Below are 22,066 nucleotides of genomic sequence, written 5' to 3'. Positions count from 1 at the left end.
CATGGCGCTTTCCACCAGCTCGAATTTCGCGCGGCCCGACGACGCCTTCCGCGCTATCGTCGAGGCGCATCGCGGGTTGTCCGACGCAGAGAGCGCGGATCTCGACGCCGCGCTGGTCCTGATCCTCGCCAACCATATCGGCGACATCGACGTGCTGCGCGAGGCGATCGTGCTCGCGAAGCGACGCATGATCGACGGCCAGCAGCAACAACAGCAACAACAATAACCCTGTGACTCGAAGGATGAATTGATGGCGAAGAACTTCGCATCCACCGGCGATCTCTCCGAGAAGAAGATCACCTTCTCCGAGATCGGTACCGATCTTTATGCTTTCACCGCCGAGGGCGACCCGAACACGGCGGTCATCGTCGGCGACGACGGCTGCCTCGTGTTCGACGCGCAGGCGACGCCTGCGATGGCCAACAAGGTGATCGAGCGCGTCCGCACCGTCACCGACAAGCCGATCAAATATGTCGTGCTGTCGCACTATCACGCCGTGCGCGTGCTCGGCGCCTCCGCCTACAAGGCGCAAGGCATCGTCGCCTCACAGGAGACCTATCGGCTGATCGAGGAGCGCGGCAAGCAGGATTGGGATTCCGAATACGGCCGTTTCCCGCGCCTGTTCCAGGATGCCGCGAGCATTCCCGGCCTGACCTGGCCGACGCTGACCTTCGAAGGCGAGATGTCGATCTATCTCGGCAAGCGCGAGGTGCGGTTGATGCAGCTCGGCGCAGGCCACACCTCCGGCGACATCGTCGCCTGGGTGCCGGATGCCGAAGTCATGTTCTCCGGCGATCTCATCGAATATCACTCGGCCTGCTATTGCGGCGACGCGCATTTGCGCGAATGGCCGCTGACGCTGAACGAGATCCGCAACTTCAATCCGAAGGCGATCGCGCCTGGACGCGGCGATGCGCTGAAGGGCACCACCACCGCGCGCGAGGCGATCGCGATGACCCGCGATTTCGTGTCGACGCTCTATGGCGCGGCGGAAATCTCGGTTGCCAAGGGGCGCACGCTGAAGGAGACGATGGCGGCGACCCGCGAGGTGATGGATCCCAAGTTTTCGAGCTTCGCCATCTACGAGCACTGCCTGCCGTTCAACGTGTCGCGCGCCTTCGACGAGGCGTCGGGGATCGACGATCCCGTGATCTGGACCGACAAGCGCGACCAGGAAATGTGGGCCGCCCTGCAAGGAGGAGGATAGTCATGAACATCAACACCTCGCCGGATCAGATCGTTCGCAGCACCGCCCAAGTCACGCCGGGCTACATGTCCGGCTTCGGCAACAGCTTCGAGACCGAGGCATTGCCGGGCGCGCTGCCGATGGGCCGCAACTCGCCGCAGCGCTGTGCCTACGGCCTCTACGCCGAGCAGCTTTCCGGCTCGCCCTTCACCGCGCCGCGCGGCACCAATGAGCGCTCCTGGCTCTATCGCATCCGCCCCTCGGTGAAGCACTCCGGCCGCTTCGAGAAGGTCGATGCGGGCCTGTGGCGCTCGGCGCCATGTCACGAATACGATCTGCCGATCGCGCAGCTGCGCTGGGACCCGACGCCGATCCCGAAGGAGGACGTGACATTCCTCCAGGGCGTGCAGACCATGACGACGGCCGGCGACGTCAACACCCAGGCCGGTATGGCCGCGCATGTCTACCTGATCACCAAGTCGATGGTCGACCAGCATTTCTACAATGCCGACGGCGAGATGATGTTCGTGCTTCAGCAGGGCACTTCGCGCTTCGTCACCGAGTTCGGCCGCATCGACGCCGAACCCGGCGAGATCGTGATCATCCCGCGCGGCGTGAAATTCCGCGTCGAGATTCTGAACGGGCCGGCGCGCGGCTATCTCTGCGAAAATTATGGCGGCGCCTTCACGCTGCCGGAGCGCGGGCCGATCGGCGCCAACTGCCTTGCCAATGCGCGCGACTTCCTCACGCCGGTGGCGAGCTACGAGGATAGGGACACGCCGACCGAGCTCTACGTGAAATGGGGCGGCTCGCTGTTCAAGACCACACTGCCGCATTCGCCGATCGACGTCGTCGCCTGGCACGGCAATTACGCGCCGTACAAATATGATCTGCGCACCTTCTCGCCGGTCGGTGCGATCGCCTTCGATCACCCGGATCCCTCGATCTTCACGGTGCTCACCTCGCCGTCGGAGACGGCGGGCACCGCGAATATCGACTTCGTCATCTTCCCCGAGCGCTGGATGGTCGCCGACAACACCTTCCGTCCGCCCTGGTATCACATGAACATCATGAGCGAGTTCATGGGCCTGATCTACGGCGTCTACGACGCCAAGCCGCAGGGTTTCGTCCCCGGCGGCATCTCGCTGCATAACTGCATGCTGCCGCATGGTCCCGATCGCGAGGCCTTCGACCACGCCAGCAACGGCGAGCTGAAGCCGGTCAAGCTGACGGGTACCATGGCCTTCATGTTCGAGACCCGCTACCCGCAGCGTGTCACGGAGCATGCCGCGAAATCGTCGACGCTGCAGGACGACTACGCGGAGTGCTGGAAGGGCCTGGAGAAGCGGTTCGATCCTAACAGGCCGTGATCGCTTACCCTCCCCTGGAGGGGGAGGGTCGCTCGCGTCAGCGAGCGGGGTGGGGTGACAGTCTCTCAATTGAGGCGGTGCCCGTGTTGAGAGATCACCCCACCCCGTTTCGCATTCCGCTTCGCTTCATGCGAACCGACCCTCCCCCTCCAGCGGAGGGTGAAGTCAGCGCCACCTGAATGCACATCCGGGAAACCAATGCCCCACCCCAACGATCCCAGCCTCCGCTCCTTCATCGACGTCGATCCCGCCTCCGACTTTCCGATCCAGAACCTGCCTTATGGCGTGTTCTCGACGGCGGCCAATCCAACACCGCGCGTCGGCGTGGCGATCGGCAATTACGTGCTCGACCTCTGGGCGCTTGAGCAGGATTGCCGGCTCGATGTCGGGCCGCTCGGCGTGTTCTCCGGGCCGTCGCTCAATCCGTTCATGGCGCTGGGGCCCAGGGTCTGGTCGAAGACGCGGGCGCGGATCAGCGAGCTGCTGCGCCACGATCATCCCGAGCTGCGCGACAACGAGGACCTGCGCAGCAGCGCGCTCGTGCCGATGGGTGATGCCAGGATGCATCTGCCGTTCGCGGTCTCCGGCTACACCGACTTCTATTCGTCGAAGGAGCACGCCACCAATGTCGGCGTGATGTTCCGCGGCAAGGACAATGCGCTGCAGCCGAACTGGCTGCATATGCCGATCGGCTATAACGGCCGCGCTTCGACCGTGGTGGTCAGCGGCACCCAGGTGAAGCGGCCGCGCGGGCAGTTGAAGCCGCCGAATGTCGAGGTGCCGAACTTTGCGCCGTGCAAGCGGCTCGACTTCGAGTTGGAGATGGGCGTCGTGGTCGGCCAGCCATCGCCGATGGGCGGCATGCTGAGCGAGAGCCAAGCCGAGGAAATGATCTTCGGCTTCGTGCTGCTCAACGACTGGAGCGCGCGGGACATCCAGCAATGGGAATATGTGCCGCTCGGGCCGTTCCTCGCCAAGGCGTTTGCGACCTCGATCAGCCCGTGGGTGGTGACGCGCGAGGCGCTGGAGCCATTCCGGCTGAAGGGGCCCGAACAGGAGCCGACGCCGCTCGACTATCTCAAGCAGGCGAAGCCGCAGAACTACGATCTGGAGCTCGACGTTTCCTTGCGCGCCGCCGGCGCGAATGCGCCCGCCAGCATCAGCCGCACCAACTTCAAATACATGTACTGGTCGTCGGTGCAGCAATTGATGCACCACGCCTCCAGCGGATGCGCGATGAATGTCGGCGATCTCCTCGGCAGCGGCACGATCTCCGGCCCGGAAAAGAACCAGCGCGGCAGCCTGCTTGAGATCAGCTGGAACGGCACGGAGCCGGTCGAATTGCCCGGCGGCGTCAAGCGGTCGTTCCTGGAAGACGGCGACCGCCTCGTCATGCGCGGTTGGTGCCAGGGCAACGGTTACCGCGTCGGGTTCGGCGAGGTCGAGGGGATGATTTTGCCGGCGGAGTGATTGCCGCACATTTGATGTCGTAGGGTGGGCAAAGGCGCGTTAGCGCCGTGCCCACCGCTTCTTGGAGATCGCTTCGACGTGGTGGGCACGCTTCGCTTTGCCCACCCTACGGGCTCACCGCCTCTCCGGCGGCACGTCGCGTATCCTTGCGCAATGCGCCGCGACATCCTCCAGGCCGTACTTCAAATGCACCCGCTTGTCCGACGGTACGTGCTTGGTCACGCACACGCCCGGTCGCCATTCCTGCGCGGGGCGGATCGGGCGGGGCGCGAAGCCGCCGCCGCAGTTCGGGCAGACGTTGAACAGCTTCGTCTCGACGCAGTCCGCACAGAACGTGCATTCATAGGAGCAGATCCGCGCATCCGTTGCATTCGGCGGCAGGTCACGGTCGCAATATTCGCAGTTCGGTCGAAGTTGCAGCGCCATGATCGGATCTCCCGGATTGGCGCGGATCATCGCAGATCGCATGCGCGGGGCGAATGCCGCATTTCCCTCGATTTCAGCCGGGCGTGATCTCCTTCAGCGGCAGCCGCGAGCTTTCCTTCAGCCGATCCAGCACGATTGAGGAGCGCACATGTGCGACGCTCTGGTGCGGCATCAGCACGTCGTTGACGAGGTTGGAGAGCCCCTTGAGATCGCGCAGCACGGCTTTCAGCACGTAATCGGCATCACCCGTCAGCGAATAGGCCTCCTGGATCTCGTCGATGCGATTGACCAGGGTGCGGAAGCGCTTGGAATTGTCCGGCGAGTGGGTCGCCAGCGTCACCTGGATGAATGCGACCACGCCGAAGCCGAGTGCCTCGCTGGAGAGATCGGCGTGATAGCCGGCGATCACCTTCTCCTCCTCCAGCCGCATCCGCCGCCGCGAGCATTGCGAGGCCGACAGCCCCGCGAGCTCAGCGAGCTCCTGGTTGGTGAGGCGGCCGTCATCCTGGAGCGCGCCGAGTATCTTGAGGTCGAAGGCGTCAACCGAAATCATGCGTCATTTATCCATCCGATGCACAAACCGTGCATAGGATAGCCAAATAGCATCTTATTTGCACGCCCATTGCGCCCCCTATGAAGGATAGTTCTTGCAGCAGCAATTTGGGAGAGCAGCCATGGGTCCGTTTCCGCACGATGCACCGCCGGCCACGATCAGCGCCGACAATCCGATGGGCACCGACGGCTTCGAGTTCGTCGAATATGCGCACCCCAATCCGCAAGAGCTGCACGACCTGTTCAAGCTGATGGGCTTTGCCGCCGTCGCGCGCCACAAGGCCAAGGCAATCACGGTCTATCGCCAGGGCGACATCAACTATCTCGTCAACGAGGAGCCCGGTACCCACGGCTTCGACTTCGTCGCCGCGCACGGCCCCTGTGCGCCGTCGATGGCGTTCCGCGTGGTCGATGCGCAGAAGGCTTACGAGCGCGCGATCGCGCTCGGCGCGGAACCGGCCGACGCCACCTCCGCACAGAAGGCGTTCGATGTGCCTGCGATCAGGGGCATCGGCGGCAGCCTGCTCTATTTCGTCGACCGTTACGGCGCGAAGGGCTCGGCCTATGATGTCGAGTTCGACTGGTCAGGGGCGCGCGATCCGCGTCCCCATGGCGCCGGGCTGTTTTATCTCGACCATCTCACCCACAACGTCCACCGCGGCCGCATGGACGTCTGGGCGGGCTTCTACGAAAAGCTGTTCAACTTCCGTCAGATCCGTTTCTTCGACATCGAGGGCCGCGCCTCCGGCCTGTTCTCGCGGGCGCTGACCAGCCCCGACGGCAAGATCCGGATTCCGATCAACGAGGACGCCGGCGATTCCGGCCAGATCGAGGAATATCTGCAGACCTATCGCGGCGAGGGCATCCAGCACATTGCTTGCGGCTGCCGCGACATCCACAGCACGATTGAAGGCCTGCGCGCCGCCGGCTTGCCGTTCATGCCGTCGCCGCCCGATACCTATTTCGAGCGGATCGATGCCCGCCTGCCCAAGCACGGTGAGAACGTCGCGCGGCTCAGGACCAACGGCATCCTGATCGACGGCGAAGGCGTGGTCGACGGCGGCCAGACCAAGGTGCTGCTGCAGATCTTCTCGGCGAATGCCATCGGCCCGATCTTCTTCGAGTTCATCCAGCGCAAGGGCGACGATGGTTTCGGCGAGGGCAATTTCAAGGCGCTGTTCGAATCGATCGAGGAAGATCAGATCCGGCGCGGGGTGCTGAAGGTGGATAGCGCGGCGTAAGCGGTCGCTTTCGGGCACGCCGCCGCGTCAGGGCAGGGGCCGTAGGGTGGGCAAAGCGAAGCGTGCCCACCGCTTCTATCGGAATCGTGGAAAGATGGTGGGCACGGCGCTACGCGCCTTTGCCCACCCTACGAAGCTGCGTTGCACAGCGAGCTGTTGCCACCTGACCGGTGTCGTCCCGGCCGGAACGTCGGCGGAGTGTGACGAGGCAGCTGAGACTATCTCTTCCATTCCTTCGTGACAGCCCCGATCTTCGCCGCCTCGGGCTCGCGAACCGTTGATGGCGTGCGCGAGAAGCGCGGTGCCGGCGCGGGCTGCTTCACGCCGTGGCGCTCGACGAAGACGTTGCGGGCGACCATGTGGGGGTGCTCGGTCGCTTCCGACATGGTCAGCACCGGCGCGAAGCAGATGTCGGTGCCTTCCATGATCTTGCACCAGTCCTCGCGCGTCTTGCTCTTGAACACGGCCTGCAGCTTCTCCTTCAGTGCCGGCCAGGCCTTGCGGTCCATCTGAGCGTCGAAGTCGGCGTCGGTGAGACCCGCATGCTCACGCAAGAGTGCATAAAACTGCGGCTCGATCGAGCCGATCGAGACGAAATGGCCGCAGGCGCATTCATAGACGCCGTAGAAATGCGCGCCGCCGTCGAGGAAGTTCTGCACGCGGCCTTCGGTCCAGCGGCCGATCGTGGTCATGTCGAAGAAGAACGACATCAGCGACGCCGCGCCGTCGCACATCGCAGTGTCGACCACCTGCCCCTTGCCGGACTTCTGCGCTTCCAGCAGTGCGGCGAGCACGCCGACGACGAGATAAAGCGCGCCGCCACCGAAATCGCCGACCAGATTGAGCGGCGGCACCGGCGCTTCCTTGGTGCCGATCGCGGCGAGTGCGCCGGTGATGGAGATGTAATTGATGTCATGGCCGGCGGCATTGGCGAGCGGGCCTTCCTGGCCCCAGCCGGTCATGCGGCCATAGACGAGCTTTGGATTGCGCGCGAGCACCACGTCGGGTCCGAGCCCGAGCCGCTCCATCACGCCGGGACGAAAGCCCTCGACCAGCGCGTCGGCGTTGGCAAGCAGGTCGAGTACCTCCGCGATTGCCGCCTTGTCCTTGAGGTCGAGCTCGATCACCTTGCGGCCGCGTCCCGCCACCGACTTCATGCTCTTCTTCGCGCCGACGCGGTCGAGCGTGACGACGTCGGCACCCATGTCGGCCAGCATCATGCAGGCGAACGGACCGGGACCGATGCCGGCGAATTCGACGATGCGGAAGCCCGAAAGCGGGCCGGAGGTGCGGACGGAGGAGCCTGATTGTTCCTGGGCTGGTCTATCGAGCACGTTCTTGTTTCCTCAGCTCACGAGGCGGCGTGCCGGATGAGGCTTCCGCTCGGACGTTCCTCTGTGGAGTTAATTGGCTGATTAACTTTTCCCGCCTTCACGCCAGCGAGGCAAGCAGTTTTCATGCATAGGCGCATAACAAAAGCGGCGCGCATTTCTGCGCGCCGCGGAAGATTTGTGTTGAGTGGCTATCAGGCGGCGGCGGCCACCGCGCGCTGCGCCATCACCTTGACGAGGTTGGCGCGGTAGTCGGACGAGCCGTGGATGTCGGAGAGGAGCCCGCTCGCCGAAATGCTGACGCTGTCGATCGCTGACGGCGACCAGTTCGCCTTCAGCGCGGCTTCGATCGCGGGAACCCGCATCACGCCGCTCTGCGAGGCACCGGTCGCAGCGACGCGGATCTCGCCAGACTTCGTCTGTGCGACGAACACGCCCGTCAGCGCGAACCGCGAGGCCGGATGCGGGAACTTTGCGTAGCCCGCCTTCGCCGGAACCGGGAAAGAGACCTGCGTGATGATCTCGCCGTCTTCGAGCGCGGTCGAGAACAGGCCCTTGAAGTAGTCGTCGGCGGCGATGGTGCGCTTGTTGGTCTTGATCGTCGCGCCCAGCGCCAACGTGGCTGCCGGATAGTCGGCGGCCGGATCGTTGTTGGCGAGCGAGCCGCCGATCGTGCCGCGATAGCGCACGGCGGGATCGCCGATCAGCGATGCCAGATAGGCGAGTGCGGGGATCGCTTTCTTCGCGGTGTCGCTGGTCGCGACGTCGTAGTGCGGCGTTGCGGCCTTGATGGTCAGCGTGTCGCCGGAAGCCTCAATGCCGATCAGCTCCTTGATCTTGCCGAGATCGATCACATCCGAGGGCGCGGCGAGGCGCTGCTTCATGACCGGAAGCAGGGTCTGGCCGCCGGCGAGGAATTTTGCCTCGCTGCCCTTGGCGAACAGGCTCGCCGCTTCGTCGACCGAGGAGGCGCGATGATAAATGGTCTGGTACATCTTCGTTGCTCCCTCTTAGGCCGCGTGGATCGTGCGCCACACCCGGTCCGGGGTTGCGGGCATTTCCAGATTGTTCTTGCCGATCGCATCCGTGATCGCGTTGATCACGGCCGCAGAGGCGCCGATCGCGCCGGCCTCACCGCAACCCTTGATGCCGAGCGGATTGCCCGGGCAGAGCGTCGTGGTGTGGGAGAGCTTGAACGAGGGCAGGTCGTCGGCGCGCGGCATGGAATAGTCCATGAACGAGGCCGTCACCGGCTGACCGTTGGCATCATAGATCGCGTGTTCGAGCAGCGCCTGGCCGATGCCCTGGGCGAGACCGCCATGGACCTGACCCTCGACGATCATCGGGTTGATCAGCCGGCCGAAATCATCGGCCGCGACGAAGTTGACGAAGGAGGTCTTGCCGGTGCCGGCATCGACCTCAAGCTCGCAGATGTAGGTGCCGGCCGGGAAGGTGAAGTTGGTCGGGTCGTAGAAGGCGGTCTCCTTCAGGCCCGGTTCCATTCCGTCAGGCAGATTGTGTGCGGTGTAGGCCGCGAGCGCGACCATCGGGAAGGCGATCGCCTTGTCGGTGCCGGTCACCTTGAACTCGCCGTTCTCGATGACGATGTCGGCCTCCGACGCTTCCAGCGCATGCGCGGCGATCTTCCTGGCCTTGGACTCGACCTTTTCCATCGCCTTCAGGATCGCGGTGAGACCGACGGCCGCGGAACGCGAGCCGTAGGTGCCCATGCCGAACTGCACCTTGTCGGTGTCGCCATGGACGATCGAGACTTGGCTGATGGGAACGCCGAGACGATCGGCGACGAGCTGGCAGAAGGTGGTCTCGTGACCCTGGCCGTGGCTGTGCGAGCCCGTGAGGATCTCGATGGTGCCGACCGGATTGACGCGCACCTCCGCCGATTCCCACAGGCCCACGCCGGCACCTAGGCTGCCGACCGCCTTCGAAGGCGCGATGCCGCAGGCCTCGATGTAGCAGGATACGCCGATGCCGCGCAGCTTGCCGTCGGCTTTCGCCTTGGCCTTGCGGTCGGCGAAGCCGGCATAGTCGATCGCCTTCATCGCGGCGTCGAGCGAGGCATTAAAGTCACCGGTGTCATAGGCCATGATCACGGGCGTCTGGTGCGGGAACTGGGTGATGAAGTTCTGCCGGCGCAGCGCAGCCGGATCGACTTTCAGCTGCCGCGCCGCCGTCTCCATCATCCGTTCGATCAGGTAGCTCGCCTCGGGGCGGCCCGCGCCGCGATAGGCATCGACCGGCGTGGTGTTGGTGTAGACGCCGATCACCTCGGCATGGATCGCCGGGATGTCGTACTGGCCCGACAGCAGCGTCGCGTAGAGATAGGTCGGCACTGATGACGAGAACAGCGACATGTAGGCGCCGAAATTGGCGTAGGTCTTCACCCTCAGGCCGAGGATCTTGTTGTTGGCGTCGAACGCCATCTCGGCATGGGTGACATGGTCGCGGCCATGCGCATCCGTGAGGAAGGCCTCGGTGCGGTCGCCGGTCCACTTCACGGGACGGCCGACCTTCTTCGAGGCCCACAGTGCCACCATCTCTTCCGGATAGATGAAGATCTTCGAGCCGAAGCCGCCGCCAACGTCGGGCGCGATCACGCGCAGCTTGTGTTCGGGCGCGATGTTGTAGAACGCCGACAGCACGAGACGGGCGACGTGCGGGTTCTGCGACGTCGTATAGAGCGTGAAATGCTCCTCCGCCGCGTCGTAATCGGCGATCGCCGCGCGCGGCTCCATCGCGTTCGGCGCGAGGCGGTTGTTGGTGAGGTCGAGCTTCACCACATTGGCAGCCTTCGAGAAGGCGGCATCCACCGCACCCTCGTCGCCGATCACCCAGTCATAGACCTGGTTGCCGGGAGCCTCGGGGTGAAGTTGCGGCGCACCGGCCTTGACTGCCGCTGTGACGTCGGCGACCGCCGGCAGCTCTTCATAATCGACGACCACGGCCTCGGCCGCGTCGCGTGCCAGATTCTTGCTCTCGGCGATCACCACGGCCACGGCCTGACCGACGAAGCGCACCGTCTCCGGCGCCATCGCCGGCCATGCGCCCATCTTCATCGGGCTGCCGTCCTTGGAGGTGATGGCCCAGCCGCAGATCAGGTTGCCGACCTTGTCGTCGACGATCTGCCTGCCGGTGAGCACCGCAACCACGCCCGGCATCTGCAGGGCGGCGGAGGAGTCGATCCCCTTCACCTTGGCGTGGGCGTGCGGGCTGCGAATGAAATGGGCATAGGTCATGCCCGTCAGCTTGATGTCGTCGACGTACCGGCCCTTGCCGGTGATGAAACGCTTGTCTTCCTTGCGCACGACGCTTGCGCCGATGCCTTCAACACCCATGTCCTGTCCTCCCGACCGGAAATTGTTGTCCGCCCTTTCCGTCGAAAGCGGCGGCGGTGGCTTTTTAGTCGAGGCGGGCCGCGCTACTCGGCGGCCTGCGCAACCTTCATGCGGCCGGCCGCATCCAGCACGGCTTTGACGATGTTGTGGTAGCCGGTGCAGCGGCAGATGTTGCCTTCGAGCTCGTGGCGGACGGTGGCTTCGTCGAGCTGACCACCATGGCGCTGGACGATGTCGATCGCCGACATGATCATGCCCGGCGTGCAGTAGCCGCACTGCAGGCCGTGATTGTCGCGAAACGCCGCCTGCATCGGATGCAGCTCGTCGCCCTTGGCGATGCCTTCGATCGTGGTGACGTTGGCGCCGTCGGCCTGGCCGGCCAGCATGGTGCAGGATTTCACCGCCCGGCCGTCCATGTGCACGACGCAGGCGCCGCACTGGCTGGTATCGCAGCCGACATGGGTTCCGGTCAGATTGAGGTGATCGCGCAGGAGATGGACCAGCAGCGTGCGGTCCTCGACGTCGACAGCAACAGCCTTGCCGTTCACTGTCAGTTTGACTTTAGACACGGTGAAGTCCTCCCGATTGTTTGTAGTTATTCCAATTAGAGACAGCGCGAACGGAACTTTGCAACTGGGATTTTGGCGACCGCGCGTCATGGAAAGGTCATCGTGGCGACCATCGCCGGCGCGCGATTCGATCACGTCGTTCCATGCCGCCGCCAGCACATGGCGCGACCTTGCAAGGCGCTTTCGAAAAGATGTCCGCTTCGCCGGTGGCGGCCTGCGTTCAGCCGCTTTCGCGCGAAGCGCCTGCCTGCTTGAGGGCTCCTCGCGCGTCGTTTCTCCCTTTCATGCCTTGTTCGTTGTTGCGAATAGGAGCACGCGCTCACGGCTTTGCAATCGCGATCTTGGTAGTAGGCGATGGCGATCCAAGTCATTGATTTTATTGAGATCGACTCTGGCGGGGCCGCGCTCGGGGGGCCTGTCCAAATGCCGTGACGATCGCGGGCGTCCTACTGCAGCGTCTCCGACAGTCCGATCCGTCGTTCCGAGCCCCGAGCGGAGCGAGGGGCCCGGAATCCATCGGGCCACACGGTGCGTGGATGAATGGATTCTCAGATGCGCAATTGCGCATCATGGCTCGCGACGTAGCCTGTCATCGGGCCGCGCTTTGCGCGGACCTGTTGGTCGCGCCCCGGAACGACGTTGAGTGAATCAGACGTCAGAGATGCAGCACTCGTACTTCCCGGCGATTGATCGACGGCGGCGCCACCCCAGTCGAGCGGGTACCTCAGCCGGCTGCGAACTTCTTCGAGAACTTCGCGACAGTGGTAGCGCCGTCATCGTGAAGGTCGACGTGCGATGCCAGGAGCAACGATCGGATCGTGGCACGAAGTTGCCGCAAATCCGATCCTGCATTTCGAGCTGCAAATAACGGCAAGACGCGAGCATCGCCAACGAGATGCGCGACGAAGCCGACGATGATTTGCACTACTACCTTCCGCCTATACTAAGCGCGAAAAGGCGATGCTGTAATTTCGAACGATAGCTCGCAGACAAACTGCGCATCACGAGCGCAGCGCGCTCAGGCGCCCAACATGGCGCGCACAACAACATCGCGGAGGGAATACATGACCTTTGGAACGAAGGGCTTTTTGGCTGGCATTTCGATGATTGCGATGCTGGCCGCCGGCACGTCCGGCGTTCGCGCCAACGACTCCTTGCTCAAGGCGCAATCCGATTCGAACCAGTGGGCCGTTGCCGGCCACGACTACGGCAACACGCGCTTCAGCCCGCTCAAGCAGATCAACACCGAGAATGCCGGGAAGCTGACGCTCGCCTATTCGTTCTCGCTGGCGTCGCTGCGCTCGAACGAGTCCTCGCCGATCGTCATCGGCAACACGCTCTACGTCTCGAGCTCCTGGGGCCCGAAATACGTCTATGCGCTGGATGCCGCGACCGGCGCGCGCAAGTGGACCTGGGAGCCCGACATTCCCGATGACGTGCTGCAATATGCCTGCTGCGACGTGAACAATCGCGGCGTCTCCTATGCCGACGGCAAGATCTTCGTCGGTCGCCTCGACGGCAAGCTGACGGCGCTCGATGCCGCGACTGGCAAGTCGCTGTGGACGACGAAGGTGGTCGACTACAAGCAGGGCTCGGTCATCACCTCGCCGCCGCTGGTCGTGCGCGACAAGGTCATCACGGGCTTCGGCGGCGGCGAGTACGGCGTGCGCGGTTCGCTCCAGGCGTTCGATATCAACACCGGCAAGCAGGTATGGCAGACCTACACCGTTCCCAACCCGGATGAGCCCGGCGGCGACACCTGGAAGGGCGATACCGCTCAGCATGGCGGCGGCGCAGCCTGGCTGGTCGGCTCCTACGATCCCAAGAGCGATACCGTCTACTGGGGCACCAGCAATCCCGGTCCCTGGAACACAGGTGTTCGTTCGACCGGCGACGGCAATTTCGGCAAACTGACCAACCTCTATACCGCCTCGACGCTCGCGCTGGACCCCAACACCGGCAAGATCAAGTGGCATATCCAGACGACGCCGGCCGATGCATGGGATTATGACGGCGTCAACGAGGCCGTGCTTGCCGACCTCAAGATCGGCGGCAGCAACGTCCCGGCGCTGCTGAAGGCGGATCGCAACGGCTTCTTCTTCGTCGCCAATCGCGAGACCGGCAAGGTGCTGTCGGCCGAGAAATACGTCTTCTCCAACTGGGCCAAGAAGTGGGACGTCAACACCATGCGCGCGGAAGAGGATCCGGACAAGCGTCCGGGCCCGGGCCATCCCGCCAAGGACATCTGTCCGAACCTGGTCGGCGGCAAGAACTGGCAGCCGATGTCGTTCAATCCACAGACCGGCCTCGTCTACATCCCGTCGAACAACGTCTGCATGGACTGGTCGGTCTCCGACGTTTCCTACAAGCGCGGCGTGTTCTATCTCGGCGCCGAATTCCCGACCAAGGACGGCCCCGGCGGCTTCCTCGGCGAGCTCGTGGCCTGGGATCCGGTCGCGCAGAAGAAGGTCTGGTCCATCAAGGAAGACCTGCCGTTCAACGGCGGCACGCTGACCACCGGCGGCGGCCTCGTGTTTGCCGGCAACATCCATGGCGACTTCCGTGCCATCGATGCGAAGTCCGGCAAGGTGCTGTGGAGCAAGAACCTCGGCTCCGGCATCGGCGCGGGCCCGGTGACCTACCAGGTCGACGGCAAGCAATACGTCGCCATCGTCGTCGGCCGCACGGCTGCACTGCCTGCGTTCCTGGGCGAGGTAGGCAAGAAGATGACGGCCGCAGCTCCCGAGGGCGGTTCGCTCTTCGTGTTCTCCGTCCAGTGAGCACTCGCGCGCGTATCCTCGAGGTGACTGGGTACGCGCGCGCTTTTTCCAGACGATCGTTGCGGCATCGGCCAAGCCTCGTGCCGCACCCCCTGGTCCAACAATTCCCAACTACGGGAGATGAGGATGCGTCCGAATCATTCTGAAAGCGGCAAGAGCCGACACCGCGCCATTGCCGGGCTTGTTGCATGGGCCGCCGCGTCCGCGATGATCGCCTCGGCCGCACCGTCTCACGCCGACGAGGCGCAGCCGTTCCGTCTCTGCGCCGATCCGACCAATCTGCCGTTCTCGAGCGATAGTCCGTCGCAGCCGGGCTTCTATGTCGAGATCGGGCGGGCCCTGGCGCAGGCGCTCGGCCAGCCGATCGCGTATGACTGGTACAAATCCTATTTCGGCAAGCGCACCGTGCGCGTCACGCTGCTCGGCAAGCAATGCGATGCCATGATCGGCCTGCCGCGCTCCGAGGACTTCATGGGGCCGGCCGTGATCTTCTCCGGCGCCTTCGCGAAGGAGGGCTATGCCCTGGTGACGGCGAAGGGGCAGGCGATCGGCGGTATCGATGGCCTCAAGGGCAAGCGCGTCGCCGTGCAGTTCGCCAGCACGCCGCAAAACCTGCTCGCGAGCCGCGACGACATCCAGAAGGTGACCGTGCTGTCACCCGAGGAAGGCATGCAGGCCCTCGACCAGGGCAAAGCCGACGTCGCCTTCATCTGGGGGCCTGTCGCAGGCTGGCTGAACAAGACCAGCTACCACGATCGCTATCAGATCGAGCTCACCGAAGGTGAAGGTCTGTCATGGGATGCGGCCATCGGCTTCGCGAAGACGTCGACGGAGCTCCGCGATCGCGTCGATGCTGTCTTGCCGCAGCTTCAGAAGACGATCGCCGATCTCGCGGTGAAATATGGCTTGCCGACCGGGCAGCCGGTTCGCTTCGGCGCGGCCCTGGCGGTGCCGGCGGGAACAACGACGGGAACGGGAACCGGAGCCGGCGTGACGCAGGTCGCCAGCGTGGTGGCGACCGAAGCCAAGGGCGACGCCGCCGCGCCGAGCGCCGAGGCCGTCGGCACGGGCAAGGAGATCTTCAACGGCACCTGCGCGCATTGCCATGGTCCCGACGCGATCCAGAGCGAACGCAAGATCGACCTCCGGCTGCTACGTCACCGCTACGGCGACGAAATGCGCGAGAAATTCTGGACCACCGTTCATGAGGGACGGCCTGCCAAGGGCATGCCATCCTGGAAGGACGTCTTCACCGACGACCAGTTCGACAGCATCTATTCCTTCCTGCTGACGGTCCAGGCCGAATCGAACGACTGAACGATCTTGACCGGACGCGATCGGGAGGATGTGGTAGCGTCCATCCGGCATCATCCCGGCGCCGGAGGGCTGCCGCATGGATGCGCCGCTTCCGCTCCTGCGGCGGACGCTCGTGCGGTGGAGTGTTGGGAAGGCGCCATGACCAGCTTCCTGATCATCGACGATCATCCGCTGTTTCGCGAGGCGCTCGGCAATGCGGTGCGGCTGGCCTTGCCGGACGCGCGGATCTTCGAGGCGATGTCGATCGAGGATGCCTTGCATATCCTGTCGGTCGAGCAGGGCATCGACCTTGCGCTGCTCGATCTGTCGCTGCCGGATGCGACCGGCTTCTCCGGCTTTCTCCGCTTGCGCGAGACCTATCCGCGTCTACCCGTCGCCATCGTGTCGAGCGAGGAGGACCAGCAAATCGTCCGCGAGGCGCTGGCGCTGGGCGCCGCCGGCTATCTGCCGAAGTCGACGTCGAAGCGCGAACTCGCGCAATCGATCGAGGGCGTGCTGAGCGGATCGGTGTCCGTGCCGAAGGATTTTGTCGCCACGCCGCTGCGGCGCCGCGCCGATGCCAGCAAGGCGCTGATGGTCAAGCTGCGCGAGCTCACGCCGCAGCAGCTTCGCGTGCTCGACCTGTTGCGCCGCGGCTATCCGAACCGGCAGATCGCCCAGGAGCTTCAGCTCGCGGAGTCCACCGTGAAGGCGCACATCACCGAGATCCTGCGCAAGCTCGGCCTGTTCAGCCGCAACAAGGCGATCATCGAGATCGGCAAGATGGACCTGCCCGATCCGCGGAGCCGGCCCTATGCGCGCCTCGATCGTGGCAGGCCGCAATGAGGCGCGCCCCCGTTCTTGACCTGGATCAACCCGCTTTGACCCGGCTGGGACATTCTCAATTCACCTTCGAACCCGGCAACAGCTTGGGCAGAATCCTGGGAATGGCTCACGCGTGATGCGATTTCTGATTGTCGAGGACCATCCGCTGTTTCGCGAAGCGCTCGAAGGCGCGCTGAAAATGGTCGCGCCCGAAGCCGACATCCTTCAGGCAACATCGATCGACAGTGCGTTCGAGCTGTTGTCGGCGATGGCCGAGCTCGATCTCATCCTCCTTGATCTGTCGATGCCGGGCACAACAGGCCTTTCCGGCATCATCCGCGTCCGCAAGGCGTTTCCCAAAATTCCCGTCGTCATCGTATCCGGGCATCAGGATCCGCAGATCATTTCCGGTGCACTGTCGCTCGGCGTCGCCGGCTACATCCTCAAATCTTCGTCCAAGCAGGATCTTGCGCACGCGATCGGCGAGGTGCTGCGCGGCTCGGTCTGTGTTCCCGGCGCCTATCGTTCGACCCGTCCGCAACGCGTCGCCGGCCCCGCGCAGGATCTCATCAAGCGTCTGCACGATCTGACGCCGCAGCAATTGCGCGTCCTCGAAATGCTCAAGCGTGGCCTGCAGAACAAGCAGATCGCCTATGAACTCAAGATTTCCGAGACCACGGTGAAGGTCCATGTCTCGGATATCCTGCGCAAGCTGAACGTGTTGAGCCGCACCAAGGCGATCGTCGAAATGTCCAGAATCGATTTCGCGACGCTGGCGACCGAAGGGACGAGGACGAAACACAATCGCGCACAATCGGATCGGCAGGAGTGACGCAGGTTCGTCTTTCTCGGCAAAGCGGGGAGGGGAGAGGCGCTAGCTCAGCAGGAACGATAGCAGCGCGCGCATCTCGGCCGGCTTGATCGGCTTCTTCAGCACTTCGAGCCCGCAGAGACTGGCTTCCTTCGCCGCCTTTTCGGAGTAGTCGGCGGTGATGATCATGGCCGGCACTTCCAGCCTCAATTGCTGCCGGACGTCGGCGACGGCGGACAATCCGCTCTCGCCATGATCAAGGTGGAGATCGGCGATGATCGCATCGGGGGCGCCGCCGAGTTCGCTGAGGCGCAGCAGCGCGTCCGAGGCCGACCGCGTGGCGGCGACGTCGCAACCCCAGCCTTCCAGCAGGGCAGCCATCGCTTCGGAGCCGGACGGATCGTTCTCGATCAGGAGGATCTTGGCGCCTTCGAGCCCGCCATACTGTCGTTCCGCGAGCTTGACCTCGTGCACCTCGTCGCGGATGTCGGCGCGATCGGCCGTTTCCATTTCCAGGGTGAAGGTCGATCCCCGGCCGACCAGCGATGACAGACGCACCTCGTGCCCGAGCACGGTTGCGAAACGGCGCACGATGGAGAGGCCGAGCCCGAACCCGGCCTTGTCGATCGCGCTGGCATCGCCGCGCTGGAATTCGCGGAAGATCGCCTCCTGTTGCGCCTGCGGAATTCCCGGTCCGGTGTCGGAAATTTGGACGCAAACACGATTCGGGTGGTGCCGGCAGCCCATGATGACGCCGCCGCTCCTCGTGTAGCGGATCGCGTTCGCGATCAGATTCTGCAGGATCCGTCGCAGCATCATCGCATCCGACGACACCGCGAGCTCCGTGGTGCGGATGCGCAGGACGAGGCCCTGCCGCGCGGCGATCGGCTCGAACTCGTTGCGAAGCTGTTCGAACAGCGGCGCCAGCGCCAGGGGGTGCACGTCGGGCTTGAGCGCGCCCGCGTCGAGCTTTGCGATCTCCAGCAACGAGCGTAGCAGGTCTTCCAGCGTCAGCAGCGAGCGATCGACCTGCTCGATGAGCAGGCCTGCATCCTGCGATTCCATCATCTCCGTCAGCGCCGACAGCGTCAGGCGGGCCGCGTTCAACGGCTGCAGCAGGTCGTGGGTGACCGAAATCAGCACCGAGGATTTCAGTGAGCTCGCCTCCTCCGCCTGCTGCTTGGCGCGGTACAGGCCTTCATTGGCGCGCTCGATCGAATGCAGCGCCTCGCGCAGCTGATGCGTCCGGTTGCGAACCTGGTGATCGAGCGCAATGGCCGTCTCGAACAGCGAGAAGGCGTTGAGTTGCTGGTCCATCGAGCGCTCGACGCGGGACATCAGCGCGGCATTGATCTTCTTCAGCTTCGCGGTCTCACGTCGGAGCTGTTCGACTGTCGCGGGATCCTGCCAGGTCCCGGTCACGCCGGCCGCCTGCCGATGGCGACGCCCGTGAACGTCTGGTTCACATGCATCGAGCCGAACTGTTCACCGTAGGTGTGAAAGCCAATGACGCGATTCTCCCGGTAGAGCTCGGACATGTCGCGGGCAAGCTGATGCTGCTCGGCATCGAGCCGGCGCAGCAGGCACTCGAAGCCGATATAAAGAGACACGTCGCCGATTTGATCCTGCGTCTGCGCGAAGAGCTCGCGTGTCGATCCGACCAGGCTTCGCGAAGTTGCGGCCGTCAGCACCATGCCCTCGTCGATGGCGCAAAAGAAATGCAGCGAGCCGTCCGGCTCGACGCGCTGGATCGACCGCGCGTAGTAGGAGCCGCCGACGCGGACCAGCACCGGATGGGAGGCGAAGGAGAACGGATCGAGCTTGGCGTCATCCATGATCCCGACCATGCGGGAGTATTCCTCGGCGGCGGGCTCCGCGTTCAGCTCCTTCACCGTGCGGCTTTCGATATCGGCCTCGGTCACCACCATCTTCTGCGGCATCGGCTCGAAATTGTCGCACTTGAAGACGCGGAACGGCAGCGACGTGTTCAAGAGGATCAGGAGGGCAGCATTCGTGTAGGCCTTGCCTTCGAAGAACACCCATGTCTTCTCGAAGCGCATTCCGTCGCCCGCCGACCCGCCGACAATCGGAATGTCGTCGAGCGAGGCATAGACGGCGGACATCACCGCCTCTTCGCGGCGGCACAGCCCGTCGATCAGGACCAGGCCGAAGGGACTGCCGCGATCAACCTGCGGGGTCGCGCGCAAGAGCTCGTGGCGAAGCTCGCCGCCGATCCGCCGGCCGTCCTCGACGCGGAAGCTGTCGAGATTGAGGATCGGCCGGACCACGGCCGAAAAATCTCCGCGGCTGAATGCCAGTGCCACCACACTGTTCTCGTCCCAGCCGTCAGGGGCGAGCTCACCCGCGGTCGTGCAGCCGCAGACCGGGGTTTCGTCGAACCGCCGGGTGATGTCGGCGATGAAATGATGGGGGTCGTAGTGAGGCGAGAGGAAGACCAGGATCAATGCCAGGTCGTCGGAGGGAAGCTGCGCCACAAGCTCGGCCACGGCTTCATCGACGGTCGCAGCCTTCGATTTCGCAACGGCAACGCCGGACGCACCGCTAAACCGAAAGTCGGTTTGCCCCACACCGTTTCTCCCCTCGAGGCCCAGCTCGGTCTAGCGCCAAGTGCCTGACAAGTGCCCAGACAGTAAGGTCTTTTCCGCTCTGCCGCAACACAGCGACCGCGAGGCCGGGTCAGCGCGGCCTGTCCCGCCAGGGCTGGGGAATTTACCGCCCCTTGACGATTCTGCCTTAATTTTCTGCACCGGTCCGGGAGGGGCTGCTCCCGGGCAACCGGCGGCTGTTTGCAAGAACATAAGGTTGGGGGTTGGGATGACCGGACGTATCGCGGCGAAATCCAAGCGCACAATATTTCCGACCCTCAGGTTCCGCGCCAAAATCATCCTCGGCTTTGCCGCTGTGCTGGTGATCTCCGCGGGTAGCATGGCCTTCTCCTATTTCGGCTTCGAACGGGTATCGTCCGGGGTCGGCTCCTACCGCACCAGCGTCTCCGAGGCTGATCTCGCCCGCAACATCGACCGCGAGCTGCTCGCCTATCGTTCGGCGGTGCGGTATTTCGTCGTCACCGGCAAGGAAGACGACGCCAAGGCGGCGCTGGACACGGAGGCGAGCCTGAAGAACGCCATCGACCAGGCGATCAAGGGCACCAAGACGCCGGAGCGGCAGGAGAGCCTCAACAAGCTCGCCAAGGAGTTTTCCAATTTCTCCGCGACCTTCGCAAAGGTCCTGCAGGCCAAGCGCGACAGCGCGCTCCTGGTGCAGAACCAGCTCACGCGTGACGCCAACCTCCTGAAGTACAAGCTCGACGACATCGGCAACAATGCCTCCGACGCCGAAGCACAGTCGATCGAGTTCGGCACCAAGCAGGTCAATGCCCAGTTCCAGACGGCGACCGCGGCCGCGACCAATTTCGTCCTGACATCCGACCAGGGGATCGGCATCAGCGCGCTGGCGCGGCTGAAATTCGTCGAGAATTCGCTGGGCGCGGTCTATTCCATGGACGACAAGATCGTCGCCGGCCTGAAGGACGCCAAGGCTCTGCTTGTCGCCTATCGCGAAGCGCTGGAGAAGCTGATCGCAAACGCCAAGATGGTCGATGATCTCGTCACCGAGATGAGCGGCTCGGCGGGCGCGATCCTGCAGGGCGCGACCGCCATGAAGGCGGATTTGGTCGCCGAACAGCAGCGCCTGGATTCGGAATCGGAAACCACCATCGGACAGACCGAGCGCTTCATCCTGATGCTGGCCGTTGGCGGCACCCTGCTGGGCGCGGTCCTCGCCTTCCTGCTCGGCACCGGCATCTCGCGTCCGATGATCGCGATGTGCAAGGCGATGCGCGAGCTTGCGTCGGGCAATTTCGATGTCGTGCTGCCGGGCCTTGGCCGCAAGGACGAGATCGGCGAGATGGCCGGCGCGGTCGAGGAGTTCAAGATGCAGGCGGTGGCGAAAGCCGAGCGCGATGCTGCCGCCAGCGAGGCCCAGAACAAGGAAGCAAGTGCGGCGCGCCGTTCCGAGCTGATCCGCTTTGCCGACGATTTCGAAAGCGCCGTGGGCGCCATCGTCTCCAACGTCTCGGCCTCTGCCGTGCAGCTTGAATCGGCGGCCTCGACGCTGACCCGCACCGCCGAGACCACGCAGAGCCTGTCGAGCCAGGTCGCCGGCGTGTCCGAGCAGGCCTCGAGCAACATGCAGTCGGTCGCGACCGCGACCGAGGAGCTGTCGGCCTCCGTCGAGGAGATCGGCCGCCAGGTCCGCGACTCCAGCCGCATCGCGGAAGCCGCCGTGGTGCAGGCCAAGGAGACCGACGGCCGCATCGGCAAGCTTTCGCATGCCGCCCAGCAGATCGGCGAGGTGGTCAAGCTGATCACGGCGATCGCCGAGCAGACCAATCTTCTGGCGCTCAACGCCACCATCGAGGCGGCGCGCGCCGGTGAGGCCGGCCGCGGCTTTGCCGTGGTCGCGAGCGAAGTGAAGTCGCTGGCGAGCCAGACCGCGAAGGCGACGGACGAGATCTCCTCGCATATCGCAGGGATGCAGGGCGCGACCGCCGAATCGGTTGCCGCGATCAAGGAGATCGGCGCGACCATCGGCCAGATCTCGACGATTTCGACCTCCATCGCCAGCGCGGTGGAGCAGCAGGGTGCCGCCACCCAGGAGATCGCCCGCAGCGTCCAGAACGTCGCGCAAGGCACGCAAGCCGCCGCCACCGACATCGGCCAGGTCAACCGCGGCGCCGCCGAGACCGGCTCGGCCTCGGAGGAGGTGCTGAATTCGGCCAAGTCGCTCTCCAGCGAGAGCACCCGCCTCCGCGCCGAGCTCGACCGCTTCATGGG

Annotated in this window: 18 protein-coding genes; 10 read left to right on the top strand and 8 right to left on the bottom strand. The window is 64.3% G+C overall.

Annotation, left to right across the window (positions count from 1 at the left end):
• Position 1 precedes the first annotated feature (1 nt).
• From AXW67_RS38005 to fahA, 4 genes are all read left to right on the top strand, one after another.
• Entirely contained in the window at positions 2-226 is a 225-nt protein-coding gene (locus AXW67_RS38005) for a DUF2783 domain-containing protein (protein ID WP_027554972.1), read from the top strand.
• 24 nt (positions 227-250) lie between these two features.
• Positions 251-1,207 carry an MBL fold metallo-hydrolase gene (locus AXW67_RS38000; protein ID WP_063682027.1) on the top strand — a complete coding sequence of 319 codons (957 nt, stop codon included), beginning with the start codon at positions 251-253 and terminating at the stop codon, positions 1,205-1,207.
• 2 nt (positions 1,208-1,209) lie between these two features.
• Complete coding sequence (hmgA, locus tag AXW67_RS37995) at positions 1,210-2,556, top strand: homogentisate 1,2-dioxygenase (RefSeq protein WP_063682026.1); 1,347 nt, start codon at positions 1,210-1,212, stop codon at positions 2,554-2,556.
• Positions 2,557-2,754: 198 nt separating this feature from the next.
• On the top strand, positions 2,755-4,026 hold the full coding sequence (fahA, locus tag AXW67_RS37990; protein ID WP_063682025.1) for a fumarylacetoacetase: 1,272 nt from the start codon (positions 2,755-2,757) through the stop codon (positions 4,024-4,026).
• Between the two features lie 114 nt (positions 4,027-4,140).
• Here the strand turns inward: fahA and AXW67_RS37985 are convergent, their stop codons facing one another.
• Both AXW67_RS37985 and AXW67_RS37980 read right to left on the bottom strand, forming a co-directional pair.
• Positions 4,141-4,452, bottom strand: a complete 312-nt coding sequence (locus AXW67_RS37985) for a DUF1272 domain-containing protein (protein ID WP_063682038.1) — start codon at positions 4,450-4,452, stop codon at positions 4,141-4,143.
• 73 nt (positions 4,453-4,525) lie between these two features.
• Complete coding sequence (locus tag AXW67_RS37980; protein ID WP_063682024.1) at positions 4,526-5,005, bottom strand: Lrp/AsnC family transcriptional regulator; 480 nt, start codon at positions 5,003-5,005, stop codon at positions 4,526-4,528.
• A 121-nt stretch (positions 5,006-5,126) separates the two neighbouring features.
• Here AXW67_RS37980 and hppD point away from each other — a divergent pair, with 121 nt between their 5' ends.
• A complete protein-coding gene (gene hppD, locus AXW67_RS37975) occupies positions 5,127-6,245 on the top strand; it encodes a 4-hydroxyphenylpyruvate dioxygenase (protein ID WP_063682023.1) in 1,119 nt (372 codons plus the stop codon).
• A 218-nt stretch (positions 6,246-6,463) separates the two neighbouring features.
• Here the strand turns inward: hppD and AXW67_RS37970 are convergent, their stop codons facing one another.
• From AXW67_RS37970 to AXW67_RS37955, 4 genes are all read right to left on the bottom strand, one after another.
• Positions 6,464-7,579: a CaiB/BaiF CoA transferase family protein gene (locus AXW67_RS37970; protein ID WP_063682022.1), complete on the bottom strand. Its 1,116-nt coding sequence runs from the start codon at positions 7,577-7,579 to the stop codon at positions 6,464-6,466.
• A gap of 191 nt (positions 7,580-7,770) precedes the next feature.
• On the bottom strand, positions 7,771-8,571 hold the full coding sequence (locus AXW67_RS37965; RefSeq protein WP_063682021.1) for an FAD binding domain-containing protein: 801 nt from the start codon (positions 8,569-8,571) through the stop codon (positions 7,771-7,773).
• A 15-nt stretch (positions 8,572-8,586) separates the two neighbouring features.
• A complete protein-coding gene (locus AXW67_RS37960; RefSeq protein WP_063682020.1) occupies positions 8,587-10,929 on the bottom strand; it encodes a xanthine dehydrogenase family protein molybdopterin-binding subunit in 2,343 nt (780 codons plus the stop codon).
• Between the two features lie 83 nt (positions 10,930-11,012).
• A complete protein-coding gene (locus AXW67_RS37955; protein WP_063682037.1) occupies positions 11,013-11,498 on the bottom strand; it encodes a (2Fe-2S)-binding protein in 486 nt (161 codons plus the stop codon).
• A gap of 1,064 nt (positions 11,499-12,562) precedes the next feature.
• Here AXW67_RS37955 and AXW67_RS37945 point away from each other — a divergent pair.
• From AXW67_RS37945 to AXW67_RS37930, 4 genes are all read left to right on the top strand, one after another.
• Positions 12,563-14,278 carry a PQQ-dependent methanol/ethanol family dehydrogenase gene (locus AXW67_RS37945; RefSeq protein WP_063682018.1) on the top strand — a complete coding sequence of 572 codons (1,716 nt, stop codon included), beginning with the start codon at positions 12,563-12,565 and terminating at the stop codon, positions 14,276-14,278.
• Between the two features lie 126 nt (positions 14,279-14,404).
• Positions 14,405-15,595, top strand: coding sequence for a c-type cytochrome (locus tag AXW67_RS37940; RefSeq protein ID WP_063682017.1), 1,191 nt, complete (start codon positions 14,405-14,407; stop codon positions 15,593-15,595).
• Between the two features lie 138 nt (positions 15,596-15,733).
• On the top strand, positions 15,734-16,420 hold the full coding sequence (locus tag AXW67_RS37935; RefSeq protein WP_027554985.1) for a response regulator: 687 nt from the start codon (positions 15,734-15,736) through the stop codon (positions 16,418-16,420).
• 115 nt (positions 16,421-16,535) lie between these two features.
• Positions 16,536-17,231, top strand: a complete 696-nt coding sequence (locus tag AXW67_RS37930; RefSeq protein ID WP_063682016.1) for a response regulator transcription factor — start codon at positions 16,536-16,538, stop codon at positions 17,229-17,231.
• A 42-nt stretch (positions 17,232-17,273) separates the two neighbouring features.
• Here the strand turns inward: AXW67_RS37930 and AXW67_RS37925 are convergent, their stop codons facing one another.
• Together AXW67_RS37925 and AXW67_RS37920 are read right to left on the bottom strand one after the other, a co-directional pair.
• Complete coding sequence (locus AXW67_RS37925; RefSeq protein WP_027554987.1) at positions 17,274-18,632, bottom strand: hybrid sensor histidine kinase/response regulator; 1,359 nt, start codon at positions 18,630-18,632, stop codon at positions 17,274-17,276.
• Positions 18,629-19,798, bottom strand: a complete 1,170-nt coding sequence (locus AXW67_RS37920; protein ID WP_063682015.1) for an FIST N-terminal domain-containing protein — start codon at positions 19,796-19,798, stop codon at positions 18,629-18,631. Before AXW67_RS37920 ends, AXW67_RS37925 begins: the two co-directional genes overlap by 4 nt.
• 247 nt (positions 19,799-20,045) lie before the next feature.
• Here AXW67_RS37920 and AXW67_RS37915 point away from each other — a divergent pair.
• On the top strand, positions 20,046-22,066 hold a 2,021-nt coding region (locus tag AXW67_RS37915), incomplete at its 3' end, for a methyl-accepting chemotaxis protein (protein WP_063682014.1).

The sequence above is a fragment of the Bradyrhizobium neotropicale genome, assembly GCF_001641695.1.
GTDB lineage: Bacteria > Pseudomonadota > Alphaproteobacteria > Rhizobiales > Xanthobacteraceae > Bradyrhizobium > Bradyrhizobium neotropicale.
The sequence above is the reverse complement of the archived record's forward strand: the minus strand, read 5'-3'. Positions and strand labels throughout refer to the sequence as shown.

Bases quoted from the DNA above. Each gene is read 5' to 3' on its own strand.
- AXW67_RS37980 (WP_063682024.1), bottom strand. From the start codon at position 5,005: ATGATTTCGGTTGACGCCTTCGACCTCAAGATACTCGGCGCGCTCCAG.
- hmgA (WP_063682026.1), top strand. From the start codon at position 1,210: ATGAACATCAACACCTCGCCGGATCAGATCGTTCGCAGCACCGCCCAA.
- AXW67_RS38000 (WP_063682027.1), top strand. From the start codon at position 251: ATGGCGAAGAACTTCGCATCCACCGGCGATCTCTCCGAGAAGAAGATC.
- AXW67_RS37965 (WP_063682021.1), bottom strand. From the start codon at position 8,571: ATGTACCAGACCATTTATCATCGCGCCTCCTCGGTCGACGAAGCGGCG.
- AXW67_RS37945 (WP_063682018.1), top strand. From the start codon at position 12,563: ATGACCTTTGGAACGAAGGGCTTTTTGGCTGGCATTTCGATGATTGCG.
- AXW67_RS37960 (WP_063682020.1), bottom strand. From the start codon at position 10,929: ATGGGTGTTGAAGGCATCGGCGCAAGCGTCGTGCGCAAGGAAGACAAG.
- fahA (WP_063682025.1), top strand. From the start codon at position 2,755: ATGCCCCACCCCAACGATCCCAGCCTCCGCTCCTTCATCGACGTCGAT.
- AXW67_RS37985 (WP_063682038.1), bottom strand. From the start codon at position 4,452: ATGGCGCTGCAACTTCGACCGAACTGCGAATATTGCGACCGTGACCTG.
- AXW67_RS38005 (WP_027554972.1), top strand. From the start codon at position 2: ATGGCGCTTTCCACCAGCTCGAATTTCGCGCGGCCCGACGACGCCTTC.
- hppD (WP_063682023.1), top strand. From the start codon at position 5,127: ATGGGTCCGTTTCCGCACGATGCACCGCCGGCCACGATCAGCGCCGAC.
- AXW67_RS37935 (WP_027554985.1), top strand. From the start codon at position 15,734: ATGACCAGCTTCCTGATCATCGACGATCATCCGCTGTTTCGCGAGGCG.
- AXW67_RS37930 (WP_063682016.1), top strand. From the start codon at position 16,536: ATGCGATTTCTGATTGTCGAGGACCATCCGCTGTTTCGCGAAGCGCTC.
- AXW67_RS37940 (WP_063682017.1), top strand. From the start codon at position 14,405: ATGCGTCCGAATCATTCTGAAAGCGGCAAGAGCCGACACCGCGCCATT.